Raw genomic sequence first — 22,556 nt, forward strand, 5'->3', positions numbered from 1 at the left:
ATTTTTCTCATAGACAAAATCATATCTTGTATATTCGAGTCTACAGGAAGGGAATAAAAGAATAATGAAAGCTTTGGAGAGCAAACACAGAAAAACCGCGAAGCAGCAAGGCTTCGCGGTTTTTTATTTAATGAGATAAATATTTCGGGGCGGTTTGTATTTATTTGAAATTCAGTTCAACTCACTAAATCTTTCGAGCATAGTGGCAACCTCTGCTCTGGTTGCAAGACCAGAAGGATTTATAGTCAAATCCGTGTTGCCCTTCATAATGCCCTTAGACACAGCCCAAGTAATGGACTCTTTGGCATAGCCTGAAATTTGATTTGCATCTTTGAAGCTCAGGCTTGAAGTTTTAGCTTGAAGGTCAACACCTTTAACCTTTGCGTATCTATGCAGCATAACAGCAATTTGCTCACGGGTGATGGCATCATTAGGAGCAAATTTACCCTTATCATACCCGTTAACAATTTTGCTTTGATTGGCCCAAATCACCGGATCTGAATACCAACGGCCACTTTGAACATCAGAGAATACATTTGCAAATGTAACATCCGGTTTATTCTCCATGCGATAGATTACAGTGGCCAGCATGGCACGGCTCATTTTCCCGGAGGGTGAGAATTTCGTCTCAGAAGTTCCCGTGAATAGGCCCTTGTTGTAAACATATCTTACAGAAGAATAGAACCAGTCGTCATGTGCTATATCTGTAAAAGGAGTTTTTTTCGCAAAGGTAACAACCACAAGGGTGTCCCGGCTAACCTCTGGAATGGTGTAAATGTCATGGCCTATAAATTTCTCACCGTTGACAAAGATATATTCGGTTTCAAACCCTTCATCCGGAATCATTCTGATGGTGGCAGAGGTTGTTGCGCGAATGTTTTGAGCTTCAAAGCCCTCGGCAATTTTGCCATTTCCGCCTTTAACAGAAGCTTTAACGGAATAGTAAAGATCCACTGCGGCCTTATCGGCTGTGCTGTCGCCAGCCTGGGCAGCCCAACGTTTCGGACCGGCAATTTTGGAGTTCTCGAAATCGGAAACGCCAATGCTAAGCTTTTCGATGGCTTCAGAGATTTCCGCAGCCAGCGCATCCTTGTTATTAAAAACAGCCTCAGCCTCAGCAATCACATCTCTCAATTTTTGTGCGGATTTTGTTGGATACCAATGATCCGGATAATAGATAGTTTTGGGATTATCCGCAATAGTCACTGAAGCCAGTAAAGCTTTTGCAGCAACAATGTTTTCATATAATAGAGATTTTGAGGCGTCCTTTACTCCATCGCCCACAATGATTTTCACATCTTCAACCGGTTCAATATACCGGTGTGTCGCATCTTTGTTCGTTAGAATGAAGCTGCTTGAAGAGATGCTGAATGTGCCGCTGTTTTTAGCTTGAAATACAGCCGTTCCGATATTTTTCAGTATGGAATCGTCTTTCCCCTTGGAAGTCATATCCAGATAGACATAGTTGATGGCACCATCGGAATATTTCATTGAAATGTCCTTTTCCACATTCACACCGGTATTTTCCAGTACATAAGAATCAAACTGCAGCTTTCCTTGAAAGCCATATACAGGTGCCCTTCCGGCACCCGTATAGGAAAGACTTAGTTTAACAAATATTTTTTCTCCAACTTCAAATGATGATTTTAAGGAACCTGAGCTGTCCGTTACTGTGATGTCCACACGATAACTAAGGTCTGCAGCATCATTTGCGCCATAGGCATATGAGGGTAGGGCAGCCCCTAGAAGCATGATGCACAAAATGATTTTTAAGTATTTGATCATCTTTTAAGTGCCTCCATTAGTGTGAGCTGCGCATCTACAATATCAACAATGCCGTCACCGTTTGTATCAGCTCTCATCCAATTTTCTACAGAACTAAACCCGTTGTAAACATTGTCTAAAATAGCATTCAATGTTGCCATAACGTCGACTTTATCAATAGCACCACTGCCATCGGTGTCTCCACGCAGAAGAACAGGAGATTTCACCGTTGGTTCAAAACCAAGCTTGGCTGTTAATTGCTCGCCTGTGACAAGCTCCTTTGAAGCACCAATATATGCTTTCTTAAGATTGTCATATAACAGAGTTTGTTTGTTGCCTCCAATCACAACCGTTGCCTTGCCCATGTTCATTTCAGTGTATATGGTGTACAACGAGAACCCTTGTGTCTGACGAACTTCATAACGGTAACCATAATCTTTTACTTTGATTTTGATAACGTCTGACAGTTCTTTATAGACCGTCTTCCCGTCCTGGCCTTCAAAGGCAGACAGTCTATAACTAACCTTGATGGCCGTTTCGCCTGGAGCTAATGCTTCAATGGTCCCATCTTGCGAGAGTCTGATGATGTTCTGATTATAAAGAACGTCCCACACAACGTCTTCTGCTTTTAGAACGGTGCCGTTAACTGTGCGGAGAGCTTTCACAGACAGCGCCGTTGTCCCGCCTATGCCAAGCTCGATCGAATCAGGCTGATCCTCGGAGCCTTCCAGGTCAGAGATTAGTTTAATGCTTTCATACTCTGACAAAACACGATTCACAAGATACACTGGAACAGCCGTTTCGTTACCGGCATCATCAACCGCTTTAAGCATCAGGGTTTGGTTCGGGTCCTCAGTCGAAGCCTTACGATTAACAACGAAGGTTCCGTCCGGACTGATAACAATTCCGTCTGAAGTGCCGTCTAACGTTAATGTTGCGGATGGATCTGTTAGACCACGGAAGCTGTAGCTTGAGTCTGCGCCAACAAAAACAACTTGATTGCTGACGGTGTTATCAACGTTTTCCCCGTCAAGGCTGGTTTGAACATCTTCATCAAGGAGTAACGCAGGTGCTTTTGTATCAACAGTAAATCCAATAGCCCCTGATGACCTGCTGCCTTGGAGGGTGTCACGGTTTTCAGCTACCGCTACAAAGTCAATCAATTGCTGGCCGTCTTCAACACTTTCTTCAAATGACCAGACCTTCTTATACTCTTGAGGCGTGTTTTTATCTTCGGTATTAAGGTTGAATGTCATTTTAACAGGTCTGTCGAAGGTGTACGTTACCTTTACTTGGTCAGTGTTTAAGTAATACCGGTCTTTGGATCTGTCAATGTTTGTCTCAACGCTTACAAGCTGAGGTTTAGCCGTTGAAGGCATAACAAAGCTTGGCGATGATGCAACTTCGGTTGAACGATAATATTCCGCCTGTTTCAGGGCAGACTCCACAATTCTAGCAGCCTGAACTTTAACAAAATAAGTCTTGCCTTCCTCTAATAGAGGCCGGTTGGTTTGGCTTTCCAATGGTTTTAGAATGATGTCACTGTCAACTTTAAATTGACCAAAGGAATTCTCGACCTCAACCCCATCCTCGTCTTGGATCGCCACGAGATAATGTGTTGCAGTTTCGTCGCTTCCCGTTATATTTACCTTCACATAGCCGTCACCGCTGTAGACCGCAGAAACGGATTTCGGGTTTCGAGGGAGCAATGGATTTGTGAAAGTGAATGTTGAAGCAGTGATTTTCTTGCTCATTCCGCCTTGATGGTTAACAAGCATTGCAACCACATGATATTTCCCTTCAGGGAAGGACTCAGGAAGCGTGAACACATGAGAACCTGATTCAATTTCATCTAACTCCAGGTTGCCGATACTAATTAAGGATGAAGTATCTTGAATGTTAGAGGATTCGATGGTTTTCATGATTGACGGGTCTTTCGTGACATAGACATTAAGTGCACCCGAATATTTGCCTTGCTTGTCCGTTGTCCAAGAAACGTTAAGTTCACGGCTTGTATTTGTGCTAGTAGAAGCACTAACTCCTGTAAGCTCTGGCATATAGTCAACACTGTTTACTGCAAAGTTGTCTATATAAACGTCAGGTGTTGAAACTGAAATGGACCAGTTCCCCCCAACAATCAGAGAGGGATCAGTGACTGAAATGTACAAATAATTAGTGCCATCTAAAGATTGAACAAGATAGTTTCCGTTGCCCTTATTATCGTCTTCAACCATGGTCAATCTTTTTCCATTTGGATTGGTAATATTAATTTCTGATGCAGAAGGCTTGATTAAACCACGAAGTGGAATTTCAAAGAGAAGTGCATCCTTTGTTGCCGGGTTAATCTCTTTTGTAACCCCATTCCCGGCCCTTGTCTTAGCGATGGCCTCCGTACTCAGTCTTCTCATATTCGTTCCATAGATCATGGTGGTTGGCACAAGGTTGCCGCTCTCGTCCAGCGCTTCCGAGTGAACATAGTGAACGGCATCTCCTCTTGAAGAGAGGTCGATGGAACCGCCAAAGCTTAGGTCACCGTTCCAATAATAGATAAAGCCAAGCTTCACCCCAATGACCTTAAAGTTTGCACCCACAAAGTCAGATGAGACGGCTGCCTCAACTCCTGCGATCTCCTTGCCCCCAAGCAGCGGGATGGAGTCTGGAATGAATAGCCCTGCATAAACATAACCATAAAAATAATCTTCCGTAATTTTAATCGTTATCCCGCCACGAATGGCTCCGGCATGAATACTGATGCTGCCGAAGGCATTGAGCTGAAACGGCGAGATCCATTGAACATTCATTCCCGCTTGAATATTAAGCAGCCGTGCCTCTTCGTCCTTCTCCAAGTGGCCGCTGCCTTCTATGGCAAGACCGGATAGTTTCGCATCCAGCTTGAAGTCACCTACAATAATGGCATTAATTAAAAGCCTTGTTTGAAGATGGATGGTGAGGGGTGGAAGCTCGCCTGCCGGGTCTCCGGCAACGGTGTCTGCAAGGTTCGAAATTCCTCCGCCAAGGCCTGTGATAAATACATAAGGTGCAACCACAGGAACCTTCATTGTAGTTGGCGCTAAAAAGAAGGTGAGCTTGTCCAGCATCATCTTGGGAACTTCGTTAATAGGAACCTTCTTCAGTGCCAGTGACCCTTCAACTTCCAGCATGGTAACGGAAACACCGGCATCAATGCTATAAATATCATCAATGGTATTAATGGTTATATCCGCCTTAACACCGGCTTCGTTTCCTACTAACGGGCCTAATATATCTTTGGGCAGGGCTACAGACAGTGTTGTGTTAATGCCAACAAAACCAATTTTGCTGTCTTTACTTCCATAGAGAACATCTTGAACGTTAGCTGTTAGCGAGCCTTTATAATCATAATGCTCCTCACCCTTCGATGGATCAGCAGCTTTTAACGGCATCGAAATTCTTCCGCCGAAGCTAATTCCGAAATCATCATCGTCCCGGGTCATCACACCATATTTAATATTGATCAAAAAACCGGCAATATTTTGCATCATAGAACCGGCATCTCCGAGCTGAAGTTCAAATGCTTGAGCAGTCTTCTCGGCAACAGCCTCCCGATCCAGGGTATATTTAGTTCCATTGCCTGCTTCAAAATGCCACTTATTATGCCAAATATTAATCGAGTTGATCACTTTGACGGTACCATCGCCTTCCAGCTTTGCACCCTTTTTGTCAACGGTCATCTTAAGAGCTTCGTTGCTGTCATAGGTCAGGATGCTGTTGATGGTAATATCGCCATCGGCTCTGCTGGCAGAGTAATATTTTTCTTTACCCGTATCCATAAGCCTGATTTTTCCGCGAAGGGTCAACAGGATTTCTGTTTTATTTTCTTCAAATGCTATTTCTTTGTGAAGAATGCCATCTTTTTTCACGCCGCCGGATATAAATTTCTTCATTACATCTTCGTTTGTAAAACTAATATAATCATATAACTGTCTGTTGTTTGCAGCGTCTGTGAACCGGACTAGCGAAACAATACCGTAGCTTGCACTTTTATCCGCTATTTTATTGGTGACGTCCACTTTAGTTGTGGCTTGGATTTTGGTACCGAAGGCATCGATCAGCTGTTGATTCGTAAATCTAAATTCAATGTCATACTTTCCAACCGCCAACGTCTGATTCGTTGAGAAGGCAAGCGTTTGACCTTCCTCAACAAAACTTATTTTTCTTTTGTCAATCAGAACAGCCTCACCGCTGGATGATGAAACAAGGTACAGACTCCATCCGTCACTCCCCGCAAGGGCCTCCATCAGAACCTTCATATCGCCAGAAACGGTAAGGTTTTTGTCACCTTCATAATAAACTGCCGCCGGGAAAACATGCTTCATTGAAACTTCCGGGAGCTTTCCTTTAACTGCAGGAATCAAAATGTTTGTGTTTGCACTATAGTCAACCACTTTATTTGTGCTAGCATCAATAATTTCTGTGGCGTTTAACGAAACGATCAGACGTTTTGATGTGATCATAGACTGTGTCTCTGCAATAATGTCAACATCCGGAATAGTAAACACCGTTCCAATGTTAAGACCGCCCGAAATCTTCACCGTGTATTCTCGTGTATTCGTGGCTGCAAACACAAGTCCCTCTTCGAGGCTAAGCTTCACAATGGGTTCTATAAGTTCTTTTGCTCCTGAGACACTATTGTCAATGACTACATTTGCTTTAAAAACACCATTGTTTTCATAAGCTTTTTTGTCGTTAGTAAGTAATACTTGTTCAGTGTGGATCCCTATGGATACATGCTCCTTTTTGGTTTGTTCAGCAAAGCTACCGATACCATAGAGCATTTCAGAAATTCTGACTTGACCCGGCTCAATGGTTTTTTCATTCCAATAATAAGCCGTTGCAGTGTCAGGAACTAAGTATTGGTTGGAGTAATTAGTAAAGTCAACACTAGGGTTTGGTGTATACTCGTATCTGGTGTTTGCAAGATTAATCCAGTGCCCGACAATCACCTTATCAACGTTCACATCCTTGTTGCCGCTCCAGCCGGACAAGAGGGCATAAGCCGTCTTGTTCGAAGCTGAAAGAGAATCAACATATCTAATTTGCTGCGGAAGGCTGTCACCGCTATATTCGGTTTCAACGATTGTCGGTTGCGACGGGTCAACCAACACATAAGGTGCGTCAATTTCTGAACTAAGCGCGTTGTCTAAAAGAAGCCGGATCCCCACCGTTCCGGCTGTGGCATTGTTATTTTTCACATCATATGAAATACCAATGTTGCCAGTCCTTGAGTTGTTTGGGTCTACCGAAATGGACACCTTTTGTGTGATGGTATAGCCCTTAATGTCCCATGCAATGGTTAAAAGTCTGTTTTGCTCTGAAACGACAGGTTCATGAAGCTTGGTATCGATCCCAAACCAGCCATATTCCTGGCCGAAAATAAAATCCTTTCCGTCGATACGAACGGTTGTGAAGGATGTTCCATTGCTCCTTGCCGCATCTTCCTTATAAAGAAGCGGAAGGTTGTTGTCAAACGCTTTTTGCGGATGACCGTCAATGGTTTCAATGGAGAAACCACCCGTTTTTGAATTGATTGAATATTTCATAAATTCGTTCGCAATGGAATAATCCGCATTGCTAGCGTCAGCATGAACAGGGAAACTGGCAAAAGTGAAAAGCATGGATAGAATAATAGCTGCAGCGATGCTGCGTTTCATTGTTCTATAGAACGTCATTGCCTATTTCCCTCCTTGATTTGAGACATATACATGAATGTTGAAATAGTCGCGTTTATCCGTTTGGATATATACGGTGTACCAGCCGCTCGTAACATTATCGAGGGTATACACTCCGCTTTTCTCCCGAAGGACCGTTCCTTTTGTCTTCATCTGACCTTGTGTTAAGACACCTTTTTCATAACGTGCATACGAGATCCCGGAAAAGTTTTTCAATGAGATTTCAACTTTGTTGCCAAGAACCGACGCAGCATTGGAACTGTCTGGCATTACGCCGTTCACAAGGGCTATGGTGTCATACAGACCTACCAGGCGAACGGTTCGGCGAATAGTGGTCTGATTCCCTGCATCATCTCTTACCGTATAGTCGATATAGTACGGGTTCGAGCGAACAAATTCATTTGCTAAGATGTTGTCAGGGTTAAACACCCGCCCGCCAGTTCCATAGCTTATGGTGACCCGGTTTGTCAGGTCGACCTTTTTACCCGCAACCATATCCCATGCTTCGAAGTCTAGAAGCTTAGACTTGTCATAGGCAATGGAGGCATCTTTTTTAGGCGTCATGCCTTCGATGAAGATTAGCTCTTCCCCATTTTTAAGTTTTAGCTCTGGGGGTGTTTTATCGATTAGTCCAATGTCAACACCATACGAGGTATAGGTCCCTGTTCTTCCTTCAAGGTTAAAATTGTAAAGTCCATTTTCTCTATAGTTCATTGACTTCTCTTGTTCCCAAGGATCGTTTCCGCCCACGAGTTTAGCATCTTTATCCGTGATTACCGTGACATTCACATTCTGGTTTGTTGCCGGGTTCTTGTCGATTCCCACAACATATCCTTCTTCTTTTCCAGAGGTGTCAACACCAACAACAATCTTGTTTTGATGAGCCTTTTCCACCCACTCACCACTTTGGTTCTTTTCGAGATATTTGTATGTCCAGCGAACTTCTTTAACCCTTGGGCCGCCCACTTCAATTCCTTCAACCGTTACAAGAATTTTTTGCGTGATACCTGTTTGGTCCCTAACTTGAAAAACGTGCTCCCCGTTAGTTTTAACGTTGATTACTGCCTCTTTATAGGACAGGGCATCGCCGGACTCGTCCTTCACTTCAGTCAGAAGTGCATGTTCATATCCACGATAAGAAACGGTAAGCTCTGTTAGTTTTCTAAGAATGTCCAGCGGAACGCCGTCACTGTCACGGATTTGGTCAAAGGTTACATTCACGCTCAGCTTATCTTCAGCTAATGTGGCAGTGGCTTTGATTTGCGGCGGTGTGGACACAATATTCGATATGGTAATCACTTCCTGTCCTTCGTTGCCATAGTCGTCAACAAAGAACATGGACACTGTACCATTTTTTCTAAACCGAACAGCTTTTGTGCCGGGGATATGTACGATATCGTTGGCAGTTAGGCTTCCGGTAGGTTCTACACCGGTGACTGTAATCGTTTTGATATCCTTGCTGAACTGGGTCAACTCCACATTCACGCTTTGTGCAGTAATGGTGGTTGGTGGCGTGCTGTACGTTTTTGCAATTGCAGTTGGCACTATTTTGTTAATGTTTGAGACGGTGATCGGAGTCATCCAACGGTTTCCAGCGTAGTCATAGGCTGTCACATTGTAAATTCCTGAGCTGTCCAGTTCAACGACATATTCATTCTCAAGCGGCTCCCCTTTGAAGGGATAAACCACATCGCCTTTCTTCACCTCTGCGAATGCAATTTCACCTGAATCATCCGTTAAAGTGATCGTTGCAAAGATATTTTGGTTCGTCTTGGCCGTATTGGATAACACATAGGATGTTCGGCCAATGGTATTATCAAACTGGTTATAGCTAACCGTATGAGAACCTGTGTTGCCCGATTGATCCCTAAACTCAAATGTGAAGGTATTATTATCCTCAGTTAGAGTCCTTGAGAAGGCTGCGTTGTTGTTTGTCATCGAAAGAGTTTTGCCGCCTCCGATAAACTTGAGCGTTGCCATAACCCTTCTATAGGCTTTTCCTTCTTTGATTGGAACCCAGTTCCCAAGATAGTTCTCATAGCTGTATTCAACCTTGTAGTGTGTGTCTTGCGTGATTGGCGTTTTATCAATGTTTGACACGGTGACTGGCACGATCGTTTCTATTCCGGCTTTGTTTGTCACTTTGAAATATACCGTTGCATTCTGCTCGAAGGTTTCGGTATGCGAAACAACCGATTCAATGGGGCTAAAGCTTATGCCGTCATACGAACGCTCAAGTTTCAAAATCCCGCTTTCCGGGTCATATACAGAAAGTGTTGCGGTAACACTCTGGTTGGTTGACTCCGTCATCGAGTAGTCCACCTTTGCAGCTGGTGCAGTTTCGTCAACCACTGTAATGGCAACATATTCATCTTCCATCCGGTCAGCTTCCATACCTTCTGCCGTGTATGACTCGAAATAAGCTGATTTTGTTGTTTTGCCGTCTCTTAGCGCTTCAAATACCAGCTTTGAATAAGCTGTTCTTCCTTCTTCCTCTGTAAATGAAGGGTCAGGAACACTTAGCTCTGTACTCAGTTCTAATCCGGATAACACTGCATTTTCAACAAAGAAATATTGTCCGGAATACTTTGGTTCCGGAACGACAACATAGTAAAGCTTATCGCCCTGGTTATAGGATATGAACCCGCCGTTTTGGAGCGTTTGACCATTTTTCTCTACATGACCGGAAATGTCAAATCCTGTAACGAAATTAACATCAGGTGTGAATTCTAGAACGCTATCCCTTCCAACCTCGTCCTGAATATAGAGGCTGATTGTATTATTGTTTTGTATAACAACCTCATAGTCCATTACATAGTTAGCGGATGTTGTTAAAAGTCCTGTATACAGAAGGTTCGACCTTGCCATTTCCCCCACAACATCACCCTCTACAGGTGCGTTAGGCATCACGGTGACTGGAACGTTAAAATAAACGCTAACCGTTGCGGTGGTTTTTGTGGTTCTAGGGTTGGCGCTGACACTTACAATGGCTGCCCCCGCGTCAACCAGGTACAGTTTTGAGTCAAAGAACACTTTTTCAGTCACATTTCCTGCTGTGTCGACGGCTTTGACCCCAATGGCATAGCTTCCACTAAGCCCCTTCAAGTCAATGGTGTAGGTTCTCTGTTTGTTGCCTTCGCCATTAATGATTACCGGACTACTCTGCATTTCCACAGATGGGCTTGATTGAAACAACGCATAGTCCGCTTCGGTTAGAATATGGTTGTCTGCCGGGTCTTGAATAAGCGCGAATGAAACGGTTGTATCGTTCTTGTCTGAGACATCAACTGTAATCACACCATCTTTTCTTGCTCCTTTGGTCAAGATGTTACTTGAAGCAAGCGCAGATGGAGCTGCCCGGTCAATGTTAGATACGGAAATAGGAACAAGAACACGATTTCCAAGCTCATCAGACAGGATCAGTTTTGTTGTGATGTTTTCGCTTACCGTTACTGTGAATGCACCGTCTGTATATGGAGAAACCGTGATTTTGTCTGCATCCTCTGGTGCAACTGTCAGTTTGCTAATCCCTGTGCCAGCATCACTTGCGATGATTGTTGCTGTCACGGATGCGTTTGTTGGCTGAATGGTGCTATAGTCCGGCAATTCAAAGGTTGGTGCCTGGCTATCATAAAGAATGGTGAGCGGCTTTGCTTCTGTTAAAAATTCAGGTTTGTCGTCAGCAGGAGCATTGATGAGTCCAAACTGGAAGTAGATGGTGTTAACACCTTCTTGGAGCGGAACCGGTGTGCCGAGTGTAAATGCATAATTCCCGCCGGAATTGTTGCTCGCTGTAAACTCAGGAACTAAAGCGCCGTTATCTGTTGGCATGCCGTCCGTTGTTGCATAATATACCGGTTTTTGATATTTCGTTGCGCTGTCAGAAGTCCATGATGCATGTGGCTCCTTCAAAACAGCATAGACACTATAGGTTCCATCCGTTGTTGTACCCATTCCGTTTAAAGTCTTTGGCTCCGTAAAGTTCAATGTGTCAATGATCGCAGCTTCTGACCTCATGCCAAAGTATGGGGAAACCTTTTTGCTTACTCTGCCATGCGGATCTTGTGCCACAACAACAATGCTGTACGCACCTGTTGGAAGTCCTGTCAGGGTCAAGGTCTGATTAACCTGGGCTATATTGTCACTGTCCATTGTCAGAGTCAGCGGATAGTTTGGCAACTCTTCAATTCTGATCTCTGAGTCTGGCTTAGATAAATAGTAATAGGCACTTGCAATTCCACTGCGGTCTGTCACTTTCACGTTAAACTGATGTGTTGATTTGAAATGATCGTGCTGACTTATTGCGGTATATTTAATCTCCGGGGAATAGGCGTCATACGTGTATACTTGTGAAAATTCGGCAGTGTTACCAGACTGTTTATTTTTCACACGATATTCCAGTATATATTTCCCGTCCATCAAAACTTTGGTTCCGCTAAGATTAGTTTTTTCAGCTGCACCAACAGCATCGCTTGATTCGTATACTCTAAATTTTTGCGTAAAGCTTGTGTCATTGCCAGGATCAGAAATCCACCGGTAACTCGTTTCAAGGTTTGAATTGCTTTCGTCAAAGCTAATGTCAAAATGCGGCTTTGGAAGACTGGAATCCTCCGTAATCAGTGTGTCGGTAACATTTCCATTGAGAATACTCACAGGTTTTTTATAGTATCTTGAGGCTTGCTCGTTTCTAGAATCGTTCCCCAGTGAGTCTACTGTGAAATAATAGAGAGTTCCCTCAAAGTTGTCCCCTTTTGGAATAGATAGAATGGCAGTTGTGCTATCACCTTCTGAGTCTACGAATGCCCACAGCCCTTGAGTTGAAGCAATTTCTGCGGAGGCAGCTTTAATTTGATTGATTGGCGTGTCAGGCGGCGCCGTAATCCCGTTCATAAAGGTATAATAAGTTCTTGACCAGCCGTTATTGCTTTGCTCAAGGTCGTTCATTTCAAAGCTATAGTCATTTCTTTTGCGAAGCTGTGCATCTTGCGGATGTACCGTTTCGGTTACGGTCACTCGCGGAGCCAGATTATCAATTTTGATATTTTCAATTTCTGCATATCCGGCCTCTCCGCCCAGCGGATTGTCGGCTTTATCCCATCCATACAGACGAAGCTTGAATTCGCCTTCCGTAGGGTCGATTGGACTTAGCTTTATGCTGACTCCATTGATAACCTGCGTGTTAATAGGTGCGGTAACTCTTGCTTTGTTTCCTGTACCGTCAAAGTTTGTGATTCGGGTCATGGCCGGTTCATAGGAATCACCGGTTTTCTTGTATAACTCATAATTAAAATAGTTTTGATTCGACTCGCTGTGGGCGACATTTCCGTCTGGATAGAGTGTTTCGCTGGCAACCATATAAAATTCATGCAGCTTTTTGATGTTGTTTTGAATGGAATCTGCCCCCACCAGGTCATTTCCATTTTTATCGGTCACTCTTACAGTTGGTGTTTTTGTGTCCACTTTGTGAGTTGAGAAATAAAAACTTTGTGATGTCGGTGATTCTGGAGTTGGATTCTCTAAATAATAGGCCTGAGGGCTCCCCTTTTTCATTAGATAGGTAGATACTTTGTCAAGCTGAAGCCTTATGCCCTCGCTTTCAACTGCACTAACATCCAGCGGCACTTTTCCGGTAAACTGAAGTTTGCCGTTTGGTTTGCCGTCACTGCCCTGCAGTTTGGTCATGGTAAGGTCGGCAAGCGGTGTTTCCGTACTGTTCCCAATATATAACGAAGGCGTGGCTTGGAAGTTGGTGATCAGCTCCGTTTTAATTTCTTGCGTCATGGCTTTTTTATGAATGGAAACCGCTTCAACTGTGATGTTAACATCTGTCAATTTACGATTCAGATATCGGTTGTCCTGGCTCGGCGAGTAGGTAACGGTCTGATTGATATCGGGGTTACCGAGATTATATATACTACGATAGAACGTATAAGTTACATCTTTATAATAGTAATCCGCTTGCCCTATCTTTGTTGTTAGATAGGTTTTAACTTCGGGATCTCCTGAGCTTGTATGGGCAAAGGTCCCCCCAAGGCTTTCAGCATTGGTAGACTGGGCAAGCAGCGCCACCCTGTAGGTTAGCGAAATCTCTGCTTTGTTCTGTGCAACCATTTGGTCGTGAAGCTTCTTGCGGTCAATATCCAGCTGAAACGTTTTTGTTTTGGTTGGTTCCTGGAATGTTAACCAATCCCTGCCTACAGCGTCGTCCGAAACAGTATAGCTGAATACAGGAGCATCCTCATATTGCATAATGTCATAGTAACCATATTGATCTCTGACTTTTTTGTTCCACTCTGCATGTTCAGAGCCTGACGAATTCGCATCCAGATAGAACTCTCCTCCAAGCTCGTCAACGTAACCTATATCGGTGAATTTTCTTTTGGTTACATCCGAAATGTCATGATACAGTCTGTCCTTGCCTTTTGTCCATGAGTGTATTGGAATGGTCATTACCTTCTCTGGATTGGTATTCCCCTCAAGATAGGGAAGATACAAATCCACAGATTCACCGTACCAGTCATTACTGCCCACCAGCCAAAAAACGAATTCATTCATTCTCCATGGTGGAATATCTTGCATTTTAAAGGTATGTTTTATATCAGACCAAGCGGGAGCTCCGCCAAGATTTGCTGCATGATCAGAGGTTAGTCCAGATTCATAGGTACTCACGCCCATGTGAATCTCATCACCTGTTCCGCCGTCATCGTTTCCTCCTGTTTTCACACCAAACATATAATTGTACTCTGTTGCTACATTCGCATAAACAGGCGTTACTGATGCGAGAAGCGAAAATACCAGCATCAAACTTATAATCTTCTTCATAAAATACCTCCTCGTTAGAAAATAGTTTCTATGTATTTTGAGCTAAGACCAAGGGCTTGTAGCTCTTGTTTCATTTGATGTGTGAGTTCCATTTTTTTGTTAGGGACATATACAGCTACACCGCCCCGATGGTTATAGCCTGCTGAATTTCTTACTTCGAATGCAAGTGCTTGGGCGGCAGCTGTGATTTCTGATGATTGGCCCATGATCTCTATAAGATCATATTGATCAAATATCCCATCGTTTTTGCCTAACAGCTCTGAGTGGTTTGCAAGGTCTGTTAGTGAGCGATCAAATTTCGCCTTTTCTATGGCCTTAACCAAGGAATCTGCCTGAGAAAGCTTCATCATTGACATGGTTGTTTGCATCTTAGCTTCAATCCCCGAATGAAGGGTAAAGGAATCTAATATTAACCGCCCTATTCTTTCAGTGCTGATGTGCGGGTTTCGCTCTATCGCACCTATCCATGTGGTATAGTACAAGCCTGCTGCGGGGGTTGAATCTTCAGAAGCTATGAGATATTTGCCCTGATCTCTAAGAGCATAGGCAGTTTCAACGGTGCCCATAAGACATGCATCAAAGACGATTAAGTCGAAATACATATCTGATGAATCGATTGCTTTGGAAAGCTCCGAGACCTTCATCGTTTTTCGTTCGTTTAGCTCGTCTGCACCAAATCCGCCCATTGTTCCGTACCCATGGTCCCATAGAATCAGGATATAACGCTCACTTGGTGCAACGGCTTTGCCCCATACAAGAAAATCCCTTAGTGTTTTAGGGTCTGATGCGGCGGTTTGGATGTGGCTTTCGTGCTTTTTAAGTTGTCCATGGCTAACTTCAAAGCGTTCGGATGCTCCATCGACCATATATTTGTTGTGATATTTCAGCGTTCCGCCTGTTTGCATCAGGATTTTGGTATTTATATTTGGCTGACCTTGCAAAATTTCTTCCAAGTCATCGGTTAGCCGGCCTTGCTGAGATTCAAGGTCAGAACCCACTGCATAGATTAAAATCGTCGCTCCATTCATATTTTCATCCTGCTCCCAAAGTGCCCTTGCCTCGTTTAAAGCTTGCGTGGTGAAGACATCTGTTGCACTAAGGGTTTGACCTAGCGTGGCAAGTTGGTTTTTGGGTCTTGTGTTTAGAACATAACTGCTTATTTTCGCAAGAGTTCCCCGATTGAATTCGCGTTCTTTGGTAAGGTCTATTCCTAGAACTATGGAGGCGAAAGAAACCGCGGTTCCATAGGTGAAGTCGCCCTTGGTTTCTGAATATCCCAACACCCTTAATACCATTGAACAATATTGGTTAAGAGAGATGGGCCGGTTACCGCCAAAACGAAACTCATCAATTCCATTAACTACACCCTTGGTATAGGCATACGACACGTAGCGGCTTTCCCACCCTATATCAGTAAATGGACTTTTGTAGGTGCTTTTCAGGACCTCTTTCTCCTTCCCCCACAGCCGCAGCATCATTACAAGGGATTCTGCCCGGGTAGGCACCCTCGACAGCTCATATCCATTCTCCGTTCCACTGAACAATCCCAAGTGGTTAAGCGCTTCTGCATAGCTGGAGTTTTGTGCTGCTGCTGATGGAGTTGTTGCAAAAAGAAAGACTAAAAAAATGATAAAACCTCGGATTTTTCCCATCAAGTTCCGGCCTTTCAATTTGAAATCCTATCAAGCTATTACTCTATCATGGCGGATTAACCCCTGTGTGAAAGTTAAAGAAATCTTTAAGTTCGCGCTTGCCGCTCGACTTTGGCAGACACCACAAATGTGTCCGTCGCTCACACCATTGTGCATCAAACGAAAAATAATGATACTATGTATGATGGGTAGAAGACTTTGCTATAGTTATATCGTTTTTTATATGTTGCAACAGGAGAAGATAATATGAGTAACGAACCAAACTTTTGGCTGGATTTACCGAAACCGTTTTTTATATTAGCTCCAATGGAAGACGTCACAGATATTGTATTTCGTCACGTCATTAGTGAAGCTGCAAAACCTGACGTATTTTTCACAGAATTCACAAGTGCAGAAAATTATTGTCACCCTGTTGGAAAAGAAAATGTAGGTGGCCGGTTAATGTTCACAGCGGATGAGCAACCGATTGTCGCTCATATTTGGGGCAATAAACCTGCACTTTTTGAACAGATGAGTATTGATATGAAAAAACTTGGTTTTCGTGGTATCGATATTAACATGGGATGCCCAGCACAAAACGCCGCAGCCAGTGGAAAAGGGGCTGGATTAATACGCCATCCTGAAGTTGCAGCAGAAATTATTCAAGCAGCAAAAGCAGGTGGATTGCCGGTTAGTGTTAAAACAAGATTAGGTTACTCTAAAATTGATGAGTGGCGCGATTGGTTAGGACATATATTGAAACAAGATATTGCGAATCTTTCCATTCACCTTCGTACCAAAAAAGAGAAGAGTAAAGTAGCTGCACACTGGGAACTAATTCCTGAAATAAAAAAATTGCGCGATGAAATTGCCCCAAATACGTTGTTAACCATTAATGGAGATATTCCGGACCGCGCAACAGGATTACAATTAGTAGAACAATACGGCGTTGATGGTGTCATGATTGGCCGTGGCATTTTCACTAATCCATTTGCTTTTGAAAAAGAACCTAAAGAACATAGCGCGAAGGATTTTCTCAATTTACTTCTTTTACAGTTGGAGCTTCACGATAAATATTCAACAGAAACCCTGCCACGTTCATTTAGACCCCTTCTTCGCTATTTCAAAATCTATGTTCGTGGATTTAGAGGCGCAGGCGAATTAAAAGACCAATTAATGGAAACCACCTCAACAGACGAAGTGCGTCGTTTAGTAAAACCTCTTTTAGATCAAGAATTAGATTGAAGAATATTAAAGATTTGAGCTGCGAAAAAGAGACTTCCCACAAGTTCAATGAACTCATAGGAAGCCTCTTATTTTTGCATCATGTGGTCAAACGGTGTTTCCTTCTCAGGAAACCCTTGATGCATAAGGGTTTGTCACCCTTATTACATCATGCCGCCCATACCGCCCATGCCGCCCATATCCGGCATTCCGCCGCCAGCACTAGGTGGTTCTGGCTTGTCAGCGATAACCGCTTCGGTAGTCAGGAACATAGCAGCTACGGAAGCTGCGTTCTGCAGCGCGTAACGGGTTACCTTGGCAGGGTCAACGATCCCTGCTTCGAACATGTTTACCCACTCATCGGTAGCAGCGTTGTAGCCGATGCCGATGGCTTCTTTTTTCAGGCGGTCCACGATAACGGAACCTTCCTGGCCTGCGTTAGCAGCGATCGTACGAACAGGCTCTTCCAGTGCGCGCAGCACCAGGTTAACGCCAGTTCTTTCGTCGCCTTCAGCTACAACAGCAGCTACAGCAGCATATACGTTCACAAGAGCTGTACCCCCACCGGATACGATACCTTCTTCAACCGCAGCGCGGGTTGCGTTCAGGGCATCTTCGATGCGGAGCTTGCGCTCTTTCAGTTCAGTTTCAGTAGCAGCACCGACTTTGACAACGGCTACGCCGCCAGCCAATTTAGCCAGACGCTCCTGCAGTTTTTCTTTGTCGAACTCGGAAGTGGTTTCTTCCAGCTGGGAACGGATTTGGCTTACGCGTGCATTGATGTCCGCTTTGTCGCCGCTTCCGTCTACGATTGTAGTGTTTTCTTTGGTTACGCGCACTTGACGGGCGTTACCCAGTTGCTCGATAGAAGTGCTCTTGAGATCCAGTCCAAGCTTCTCAGTGATCACTTGGCCGCCTGTCAGAGCAGCGATATCCTGCAGCATAGCTTCACGGCGGTCGCCGAAGCCAGGAGCCTTAACCGCTACAGCATTGAATGTTCCGCGCAGCTTGTTCACGATCAGCATCGCCTGAGCTTCGCCTTCGATATCTTCAGCGATGATTACCAGCGGACGTGCCTGTTGAACGATCTTCTCCAAGAGTGGGAGAATTTCTTGAGTGCTGCTGATTTTCTTGTCTGTGATCAGGATGTACGGGTTCTCCAGAACGGCTTCCATCTTGTCCGTATCCGTGATCATGTACGGAGAAATGTAACCACGGTCGAACTGCATACCTTCAACCACTTCAAGCTCTGTCAGGAATCCGCGGGATTCTTCAACGGTGATAACGCCGTCCTTGCCCACTTTTTCCATAGCTTCAGCAATCAGTTGGCCCACTTCTTCGTCAGCAGCGGAGATTGCAGCTACTTGTGCGATCGCTTGGGAATCCACAATCGGCTTAGCGATATTCTGCAGTTCAGCGACAGCAGCCTTCACTGCTTTGTCGATCCCTTTACGCATAACCATCGGGTTAGCGCCTGCAGTTACGTTCTTCAGACCTTCGCGGATCATAGCCTGAGCCAGAACCGTTGCAGTTGTAGTACCGTCACCGGCTACATCATTAGTCTTGGTAGCTACTTCTTTAACGAGCTGTGCGCCCATGTTCTCGAAGGCATCTTCGAGTTCGATTTCTTTGGCGATAGTTACACCGTCATTCGTGATCAGCGGGCTGCCGAATTTCTTCTCCAGCACCACGTTGCGGCCTTTTGGACCCAGTGTAACTTTTACTGCATTTGCCAAAGCGTCAACCCCGCGCAGCATTGCACGGCGAGCATCTTCACTGAACTTAATTTCTTTTGCCATTGTATAGTTAACCTCCTAATGTAATTTGTGAATGTATTCTGAATCTGAGTTATGAGAGACGTTTAAGACTAGTCAAGAATAGCGTGAATGTCGCTTTCTTTCATAATCAGATATTCTTTGCCTTCGTATTTGATTTCAGTTCCGGCATATTTCGAGAAAAGCACACGGTCGCCTTCTTTCACTTCCAGCGCTACACGGACTCCGTCTTTCAAAGCTCCGCTGCCTACAGCGATAATAGTACCTTCTTGCGGCTTCTCTTTGGAAGAGTCCGGAAGCACGATCCCGAAAGAAGTGGTTTCCTGTTGCTCGCTTGGTTCTACCAATACGCGTTCACCTAGTGGTTTAATCATGTAAAAATAGCCTCCTTTGAAATTATGTGATTTGCCTTAAAAACATAGATTGAGCTGCGGGGACCTGCGCCGTCAGCATCCCTTATGGAAAGCTGCTCCGGCCAATCCCGGTTTTTCAGCAGCGTTAGCACTCAACCCTCTGTAGTGCTAACAACAATTTTTATGATACTCAACTTGAAGACGGATTTCAAGTCCTTTTACACAAAATCGTATTTGTTTTTGCCAAAATTATGGTTTCAGCGCTTGTCCGACACATACTCTCCTACATTCTATCCAGCAAGGGGCATATTATGCCCCCCTTCTCACTAATCTGCCTTCACATACCGCGACTCCCGCTTAGCGTCCTCAGCCAATTGCCTGCGGTAGACGAATGCGGACAGAAACACACTGAATTCATACAGCACCAGCAGCGGAACCGTCACCAGAAAGTCCGAGATGAAATCAGGCGGCGTAATGACCACGGCTATGAACACAAGCGCGAAATAGGCATAACGGCGCATCTTGCGCAGGCGCAGCGGATTCAGCACCCTGAGCTTAGTCAGGAACATGACAATCAGCGGCAGCTCGAAGAGCAGGGCCAGCGGAATCACCAGACTGAACAAGAAATTGAAATATTCGGCGATGCCGTAGGTCTCTTCAAGCCCCATATTCCGCGTAATCGTAATCGTGAAGGATAAGGCCATAGGGAACACTATGTAATAGGCAAAAGCAATCCCGGCAATAAACAACACAAACACATAAGGCACATAACGAAGGGCAGCGCTCCGCTCCACGGGCCGCAGGCCGGGGCTGATGAACGCCCATAGCTGGTAGACGATAAACGGCACGGAGAAGACCAGCGAGACCGCCATAGCGATCTTCATATACATCCCGATTCCGTCCCAGAAGGAGAACGCATGCAGGACGAAGCCCTGCGCAGCATCGGCGCTGATCAGGTACAGATAGATTGGCTTGGCGACGAATAAGCCGAGCACAAGTCCTGCTACGAACACGATCAGCACGTAGATAAGACGTCTGCGCAGCTCCGTCAGATGATCGACGAGGGACATTTCTTCCGCTTCCAGAGACATGACTGACACCACCCGGATTGACATTTTTTCATCTTCAAAAAAAGGGCGCCGCCCCGGTCTAAAAGCAGACCTGGGAAAGACGCCCCTGCGTGGGAACCTTAAAATTATTCCGGCAGACGGCGGTCCTGCGGAAGTTCTGCTGCTGCCGTCTGCGCAGCCGCAGGAGCAACAGTGTCGCTCCGCTTGGCCGCTTCCGGCTCGTTCACAATCTCCCGTGCACCGTCCTTGAATTCACGGAAGGTACGCCCGACTGCCCGCCCCAGCTCAGGAAGCTTATTGGGACCGAAGAGCAGCAATGCCAAGATAACCAACAAGATAATTCCGGGTGTGCCAATACCACCTAACATACCGGTTTCCTCCCATCCTTCTGTCCGTTCATGACAATAGTTAACGATAAAATAATAATACCATAACTTATATCACACATCCATTGTGTATCCTGAACGATTTAGACAAAAGTGAATAGAGCAGAGTCCGATTACTGTCGGTATTGTCCCGTAACCATTAACAGAGCTTCCGGAAGCTGATCCATAATCGCCGCCAGATTCTCATGTACCCCCTTCGGGGTACCGGGCAGATTAACAATCAGAGTTCTTCCGCGAATGCCGCAGATTCCCCGGAACAGCATAGCTGCGCGGTTCTTCTGCATCACCGTACTGCGCATCGCCTCGGAGAGTCCGGGCACTTCGCGTTCAATGACCCGCCGCGTCGCCTCCGGCGTAACATCGCGGATGGCCAGATCGGTTCCGCCGGTTGTCAGCACCAGATCCGCCTGGAAATAATCCGTAAGCTCAATCAGTGCAGCAATAATCTCATCCTGCTCATCAGGCACGATCCGGTATTCAATGATCTCGCCGCCCAGCTCCTCCTCCACCAGCTCCCGAATCACCTGGGCGCTCGTGTCTTCCCGTTCGCCCCTGGCCCCTTTATCGCTGGCCGTCAGGATTGCTGTTTTCCACGCCATAGGTTGTACCTCCCTCTCTATGTACTATGTATATCCGGCTGCTGAAGCAGCTGCCGCTGCGCCTTCGGCTGTATCATTCCCTGCTGCTGCTCTATTCTGCTTCCAGCGCGTAATCCCCATTCTTGCCGCCGCTCTTGGACACCAGCATCGTAGGTCCGATAATCATGTCCTTCTGCAGCGCCTTGCACATATCATATACGGTCAGCGCCGCTGCCGATACGGCAGTGAGCGCCTCCATCTCCACCCCGGTCTTACCGGTAGTGCTGACGGTTGCTTCTATATATAGTTCATCTTTGTTGTTATCCATGAAGCGGATATCCACTCCGGTAAGCGGCAGCGGGTGGCACATGGGAATCCAGCTTGCGGTCTGCTTCGCCGCCATGATTCCTGCAACCTGAGCTACCGCTAGCACATCGCCCTTGCGGACCGTTCCCGCCTTAATGGCGCTCAGCGTCTCCGGGGCCATATGCACCTGGCTTCTGGCTGCCGCTGTCCGCCTGGTAACTTCCTTGTCGCTCACATCCACCATGCGGGCTCTGCCCTGCTCGTTGAAATGAGTTAATTCCATGTAGCCCTCTCCTTCCGGCAATCCCAGATGCCGTTCTCCGTAATCAGCAGATCCATTAAGGCATCATGCTCCTCAAGCGGTACTTCCGGTACCAGCTGGAAGCCGTAGGCCAGACCAATCCACATAGGCTTGGCAGCCGTACCGGGGACTCCTGCCTCCAATGCGGTGTGCAGGCGGTCATAATATCCTCGTCCGTAGCCGAGGCGTCCGCCCCGCCGGTCAAAGGCCAGTCCGGGCACGAAGATAACCTCCGGCCAGCTGGTTCCCCGTCCTGCTTGCGCGAGGGGTCCGGCAAGAGCAGCACTCCCGGCCGGCGGCTCCATGATCCCGTAGGTTCCAGGGACAAGCTCATCCCAGGAGCTTACCTGGTGAAGGCTTAAGTCCCCGCTCTCCCGGTTGACGCGGGGAAGCAGTACCTCATGCCCTTCCGCCCACGCAGCCGTAAGAAGCGGACGGCAGTCCAGCTCGGAGCGCATCGGGGCATAAGCAAGCAGTGAAGCTGCGCCTTTCTGCGAGAACCAGTTCCAGGCATGAGCGCATACCCGGGCGGATAACAGCTCCCGCTGCTCCATGGGCAAGGCATCGCGGAGTGCGGTATTCGCGGCGCGAAGCTCACGCTTCCGCCCGGCAAGCTGCATGCTGCTGTCCTGCATAGG

The 22,556-nt window shown here is 45.9% G+C and carries 12 protein-coding genes; 1 reads left to right on the forward strand and 11 read right to left on the reverse strand.

The features are described from left to right. Positions 1-171: 171 nt before the first annotated feature. Genes MKX42_RS28740 through MKX42_RS28755 form a run of 4 tightly spaced genes read right to left on the reverse strand, consistent with a single transcriptional unit; the run spans position 172 to position 15,946 of the window. Positions 172-1,785, reverse strand: coding sequence for an S-layer homology domain-containing protein (locus tag MKX42_RS28740; RefSeq protein ID WP_340756497.1), 1,614 nt, complete (start codon positions 1,783-1,785; stop codon positions 172-174). Continuing rightward, positions 1,782-7,472: a hypothetical protein gene (locus MKX42_RS28745; protein WP_340756499.1), complete on the reverse strand. Its 5,691-nt coding sequence runs from the start codon at positions 7,470-7,472 to the stop codon at positions 1,782-1,784. The genes MKX42_RS28740 and MKX42_RS28745 overlap by 4 nt, the downstream gene beginning before the upstream one ends. A 3-nt stretch (positions 7,473-7,475) precedes the next feature. After that, positions 7,476-14,294 carry a hypothetical protein gene (locus MKX42_RS28750; protein ID WP_340756503.1) on the reverse strand — a complete coding sequence of 2,273 codons (6,819 nt, stop codon included), beginning with the start codon at positions 14,292-14,294 and terminating at the stop codon, positions 7,476-7,478. 14 nt (positions 14,295-14,308) lie between these two features. Then, positions 14,309-15,946 carry a clostripain-related cysteine peptidase gene (locus tag MKX42_RS28755; RefSeq protein WP_340756504.1) on the reverse strand — a complete coding sequence of 546 codons (1,638 nt, stop codon included), beginning with the start codon at positions 15,944-15,946 and terminating at the stop codon, positions 14,309-14,311. Between the two features lie 246 nt (positions 15,947-16,192). Here MKX42_RS28755 and MKX42_RS28760 point away from each other — a divergent pair, with 246 nt between their 5' ends. Further along, positions 16,193-17,170: a tRNA dihydrouridine synthase gene (locus MKX42_RS28760; protein ID WP_340756505.1), complete on the forward strand. Its 978-nt coding sequence runs from the start codon at positions 16,193-16,195 to the stop codon at positions 17,168-17,170. A gap of 143 nt (positions 17,171-17,313) precedes the next feature. Here the strand turns inward: MKX42_RS28760 and groL are convergent, their stop codons facing one another. The 7 genes from groL to MKX42_RS28795 all read right to left on the reverse strand — a co-directional run bounded on the left by groL (position 17,314) and on the right by MKX42_RS28795 (position 22,553). After that, positions 17,314-18,948, reverse strand: coding sequence for a chaperonin GroEL (groL, locus tag MKX42_RS28765; RefSeq protein ID WP_340756507.1), 1,635 nt, complete (start codon positions 18,946-18,948; stop codon positions 17,314-17,316). A gap of 68 nt (positions 18,949-19,016) precedes the next feature. Next, on the reverse strand, positions 19,017-19,298 hold the full coding sequence (groES, locus tag MKX42_RS28770; protein ID WP_036723192.1) for a co-chaperone GroES: 282 nt from the start codon (positions 19,296-19,298) through the stop codon (positions 19,017-19,019). A gap of 305 nt (positions 19,299-19,603) precedes the next feature. Next, positions 19,604-20,368, reverse strand: a complete 765-nt coding sequence (gene tatC, locus MKX42_RS28775; protein ID WP_340756510.1) for a twin-arginine translocase subunit TatC — start codon at positions 20,366-20,368, stop codon at positions 19,604-19,606. Positions 20,369-20,472: 104 nt separating this feature from the next. Then, positions 20,473-20,715 carry a twin-arginine translocase TatA/TatE family subunit gene (tatA, locus tag MKX42_RS28780; RefSeq protein WP_340756511.1) on the reverse strand — a complete coding sequence of 81 codons (243 nt, stop codon included), beginning with the start codon at positions 20,713-20,715 and terminating at the stop codon, positions 20,473-20,475. A 131-nt stretch (positions 20,716-20,846) separates the two neighbouring features. After that, positions 20,847-21,332, reverse strand: a complete 486-nt coding sequence (locus MKX42_RS28785) for a MogA/MoaB family molybdenum cofactor biosynthesis protein (protein ID WP_036693720.1) — start codon at positions 21,330-21,332, stop codon at positions 20,847-20,849. Between the two features lie 91 nt (positions 21,333-21,423). Further along, on the reverse strand, positions 21,424-21,900 hold the full coding sequence (gene moaC / locus MKX42_RS28790; RefSeq protein WP_036723188.1) for a cyclic pyranopterin monophosphate synthase MoaC: 477 nt from the start codon (positions 21,898-21,900) through the stop codon (positions 21,424-21,426). Then, entirely contained in the window at positions 21,891-22,553 is a 663-nt protein-coding gene (locus MKX42_RS28795; protein ID WP_340756512.1) for a 5-formyltetrahydrofolate cyclo-ligase, read from the reverse strand. Before MKX42_RS28795 ends, moaC begins: the two co-directional genes overlap by 10 nt. Positions 22,554-22,556 lie beyond the last annotated feature (3 nt).

The organism is Paenibacillus sp. FSL R7-0204 (genome assembly GCF_038002225.1).
Lineage (GTDB): Bacteria > Bacillota > Bacilli > Paenibacillales > Paenibacillaceae > Paenibacillus_AQ.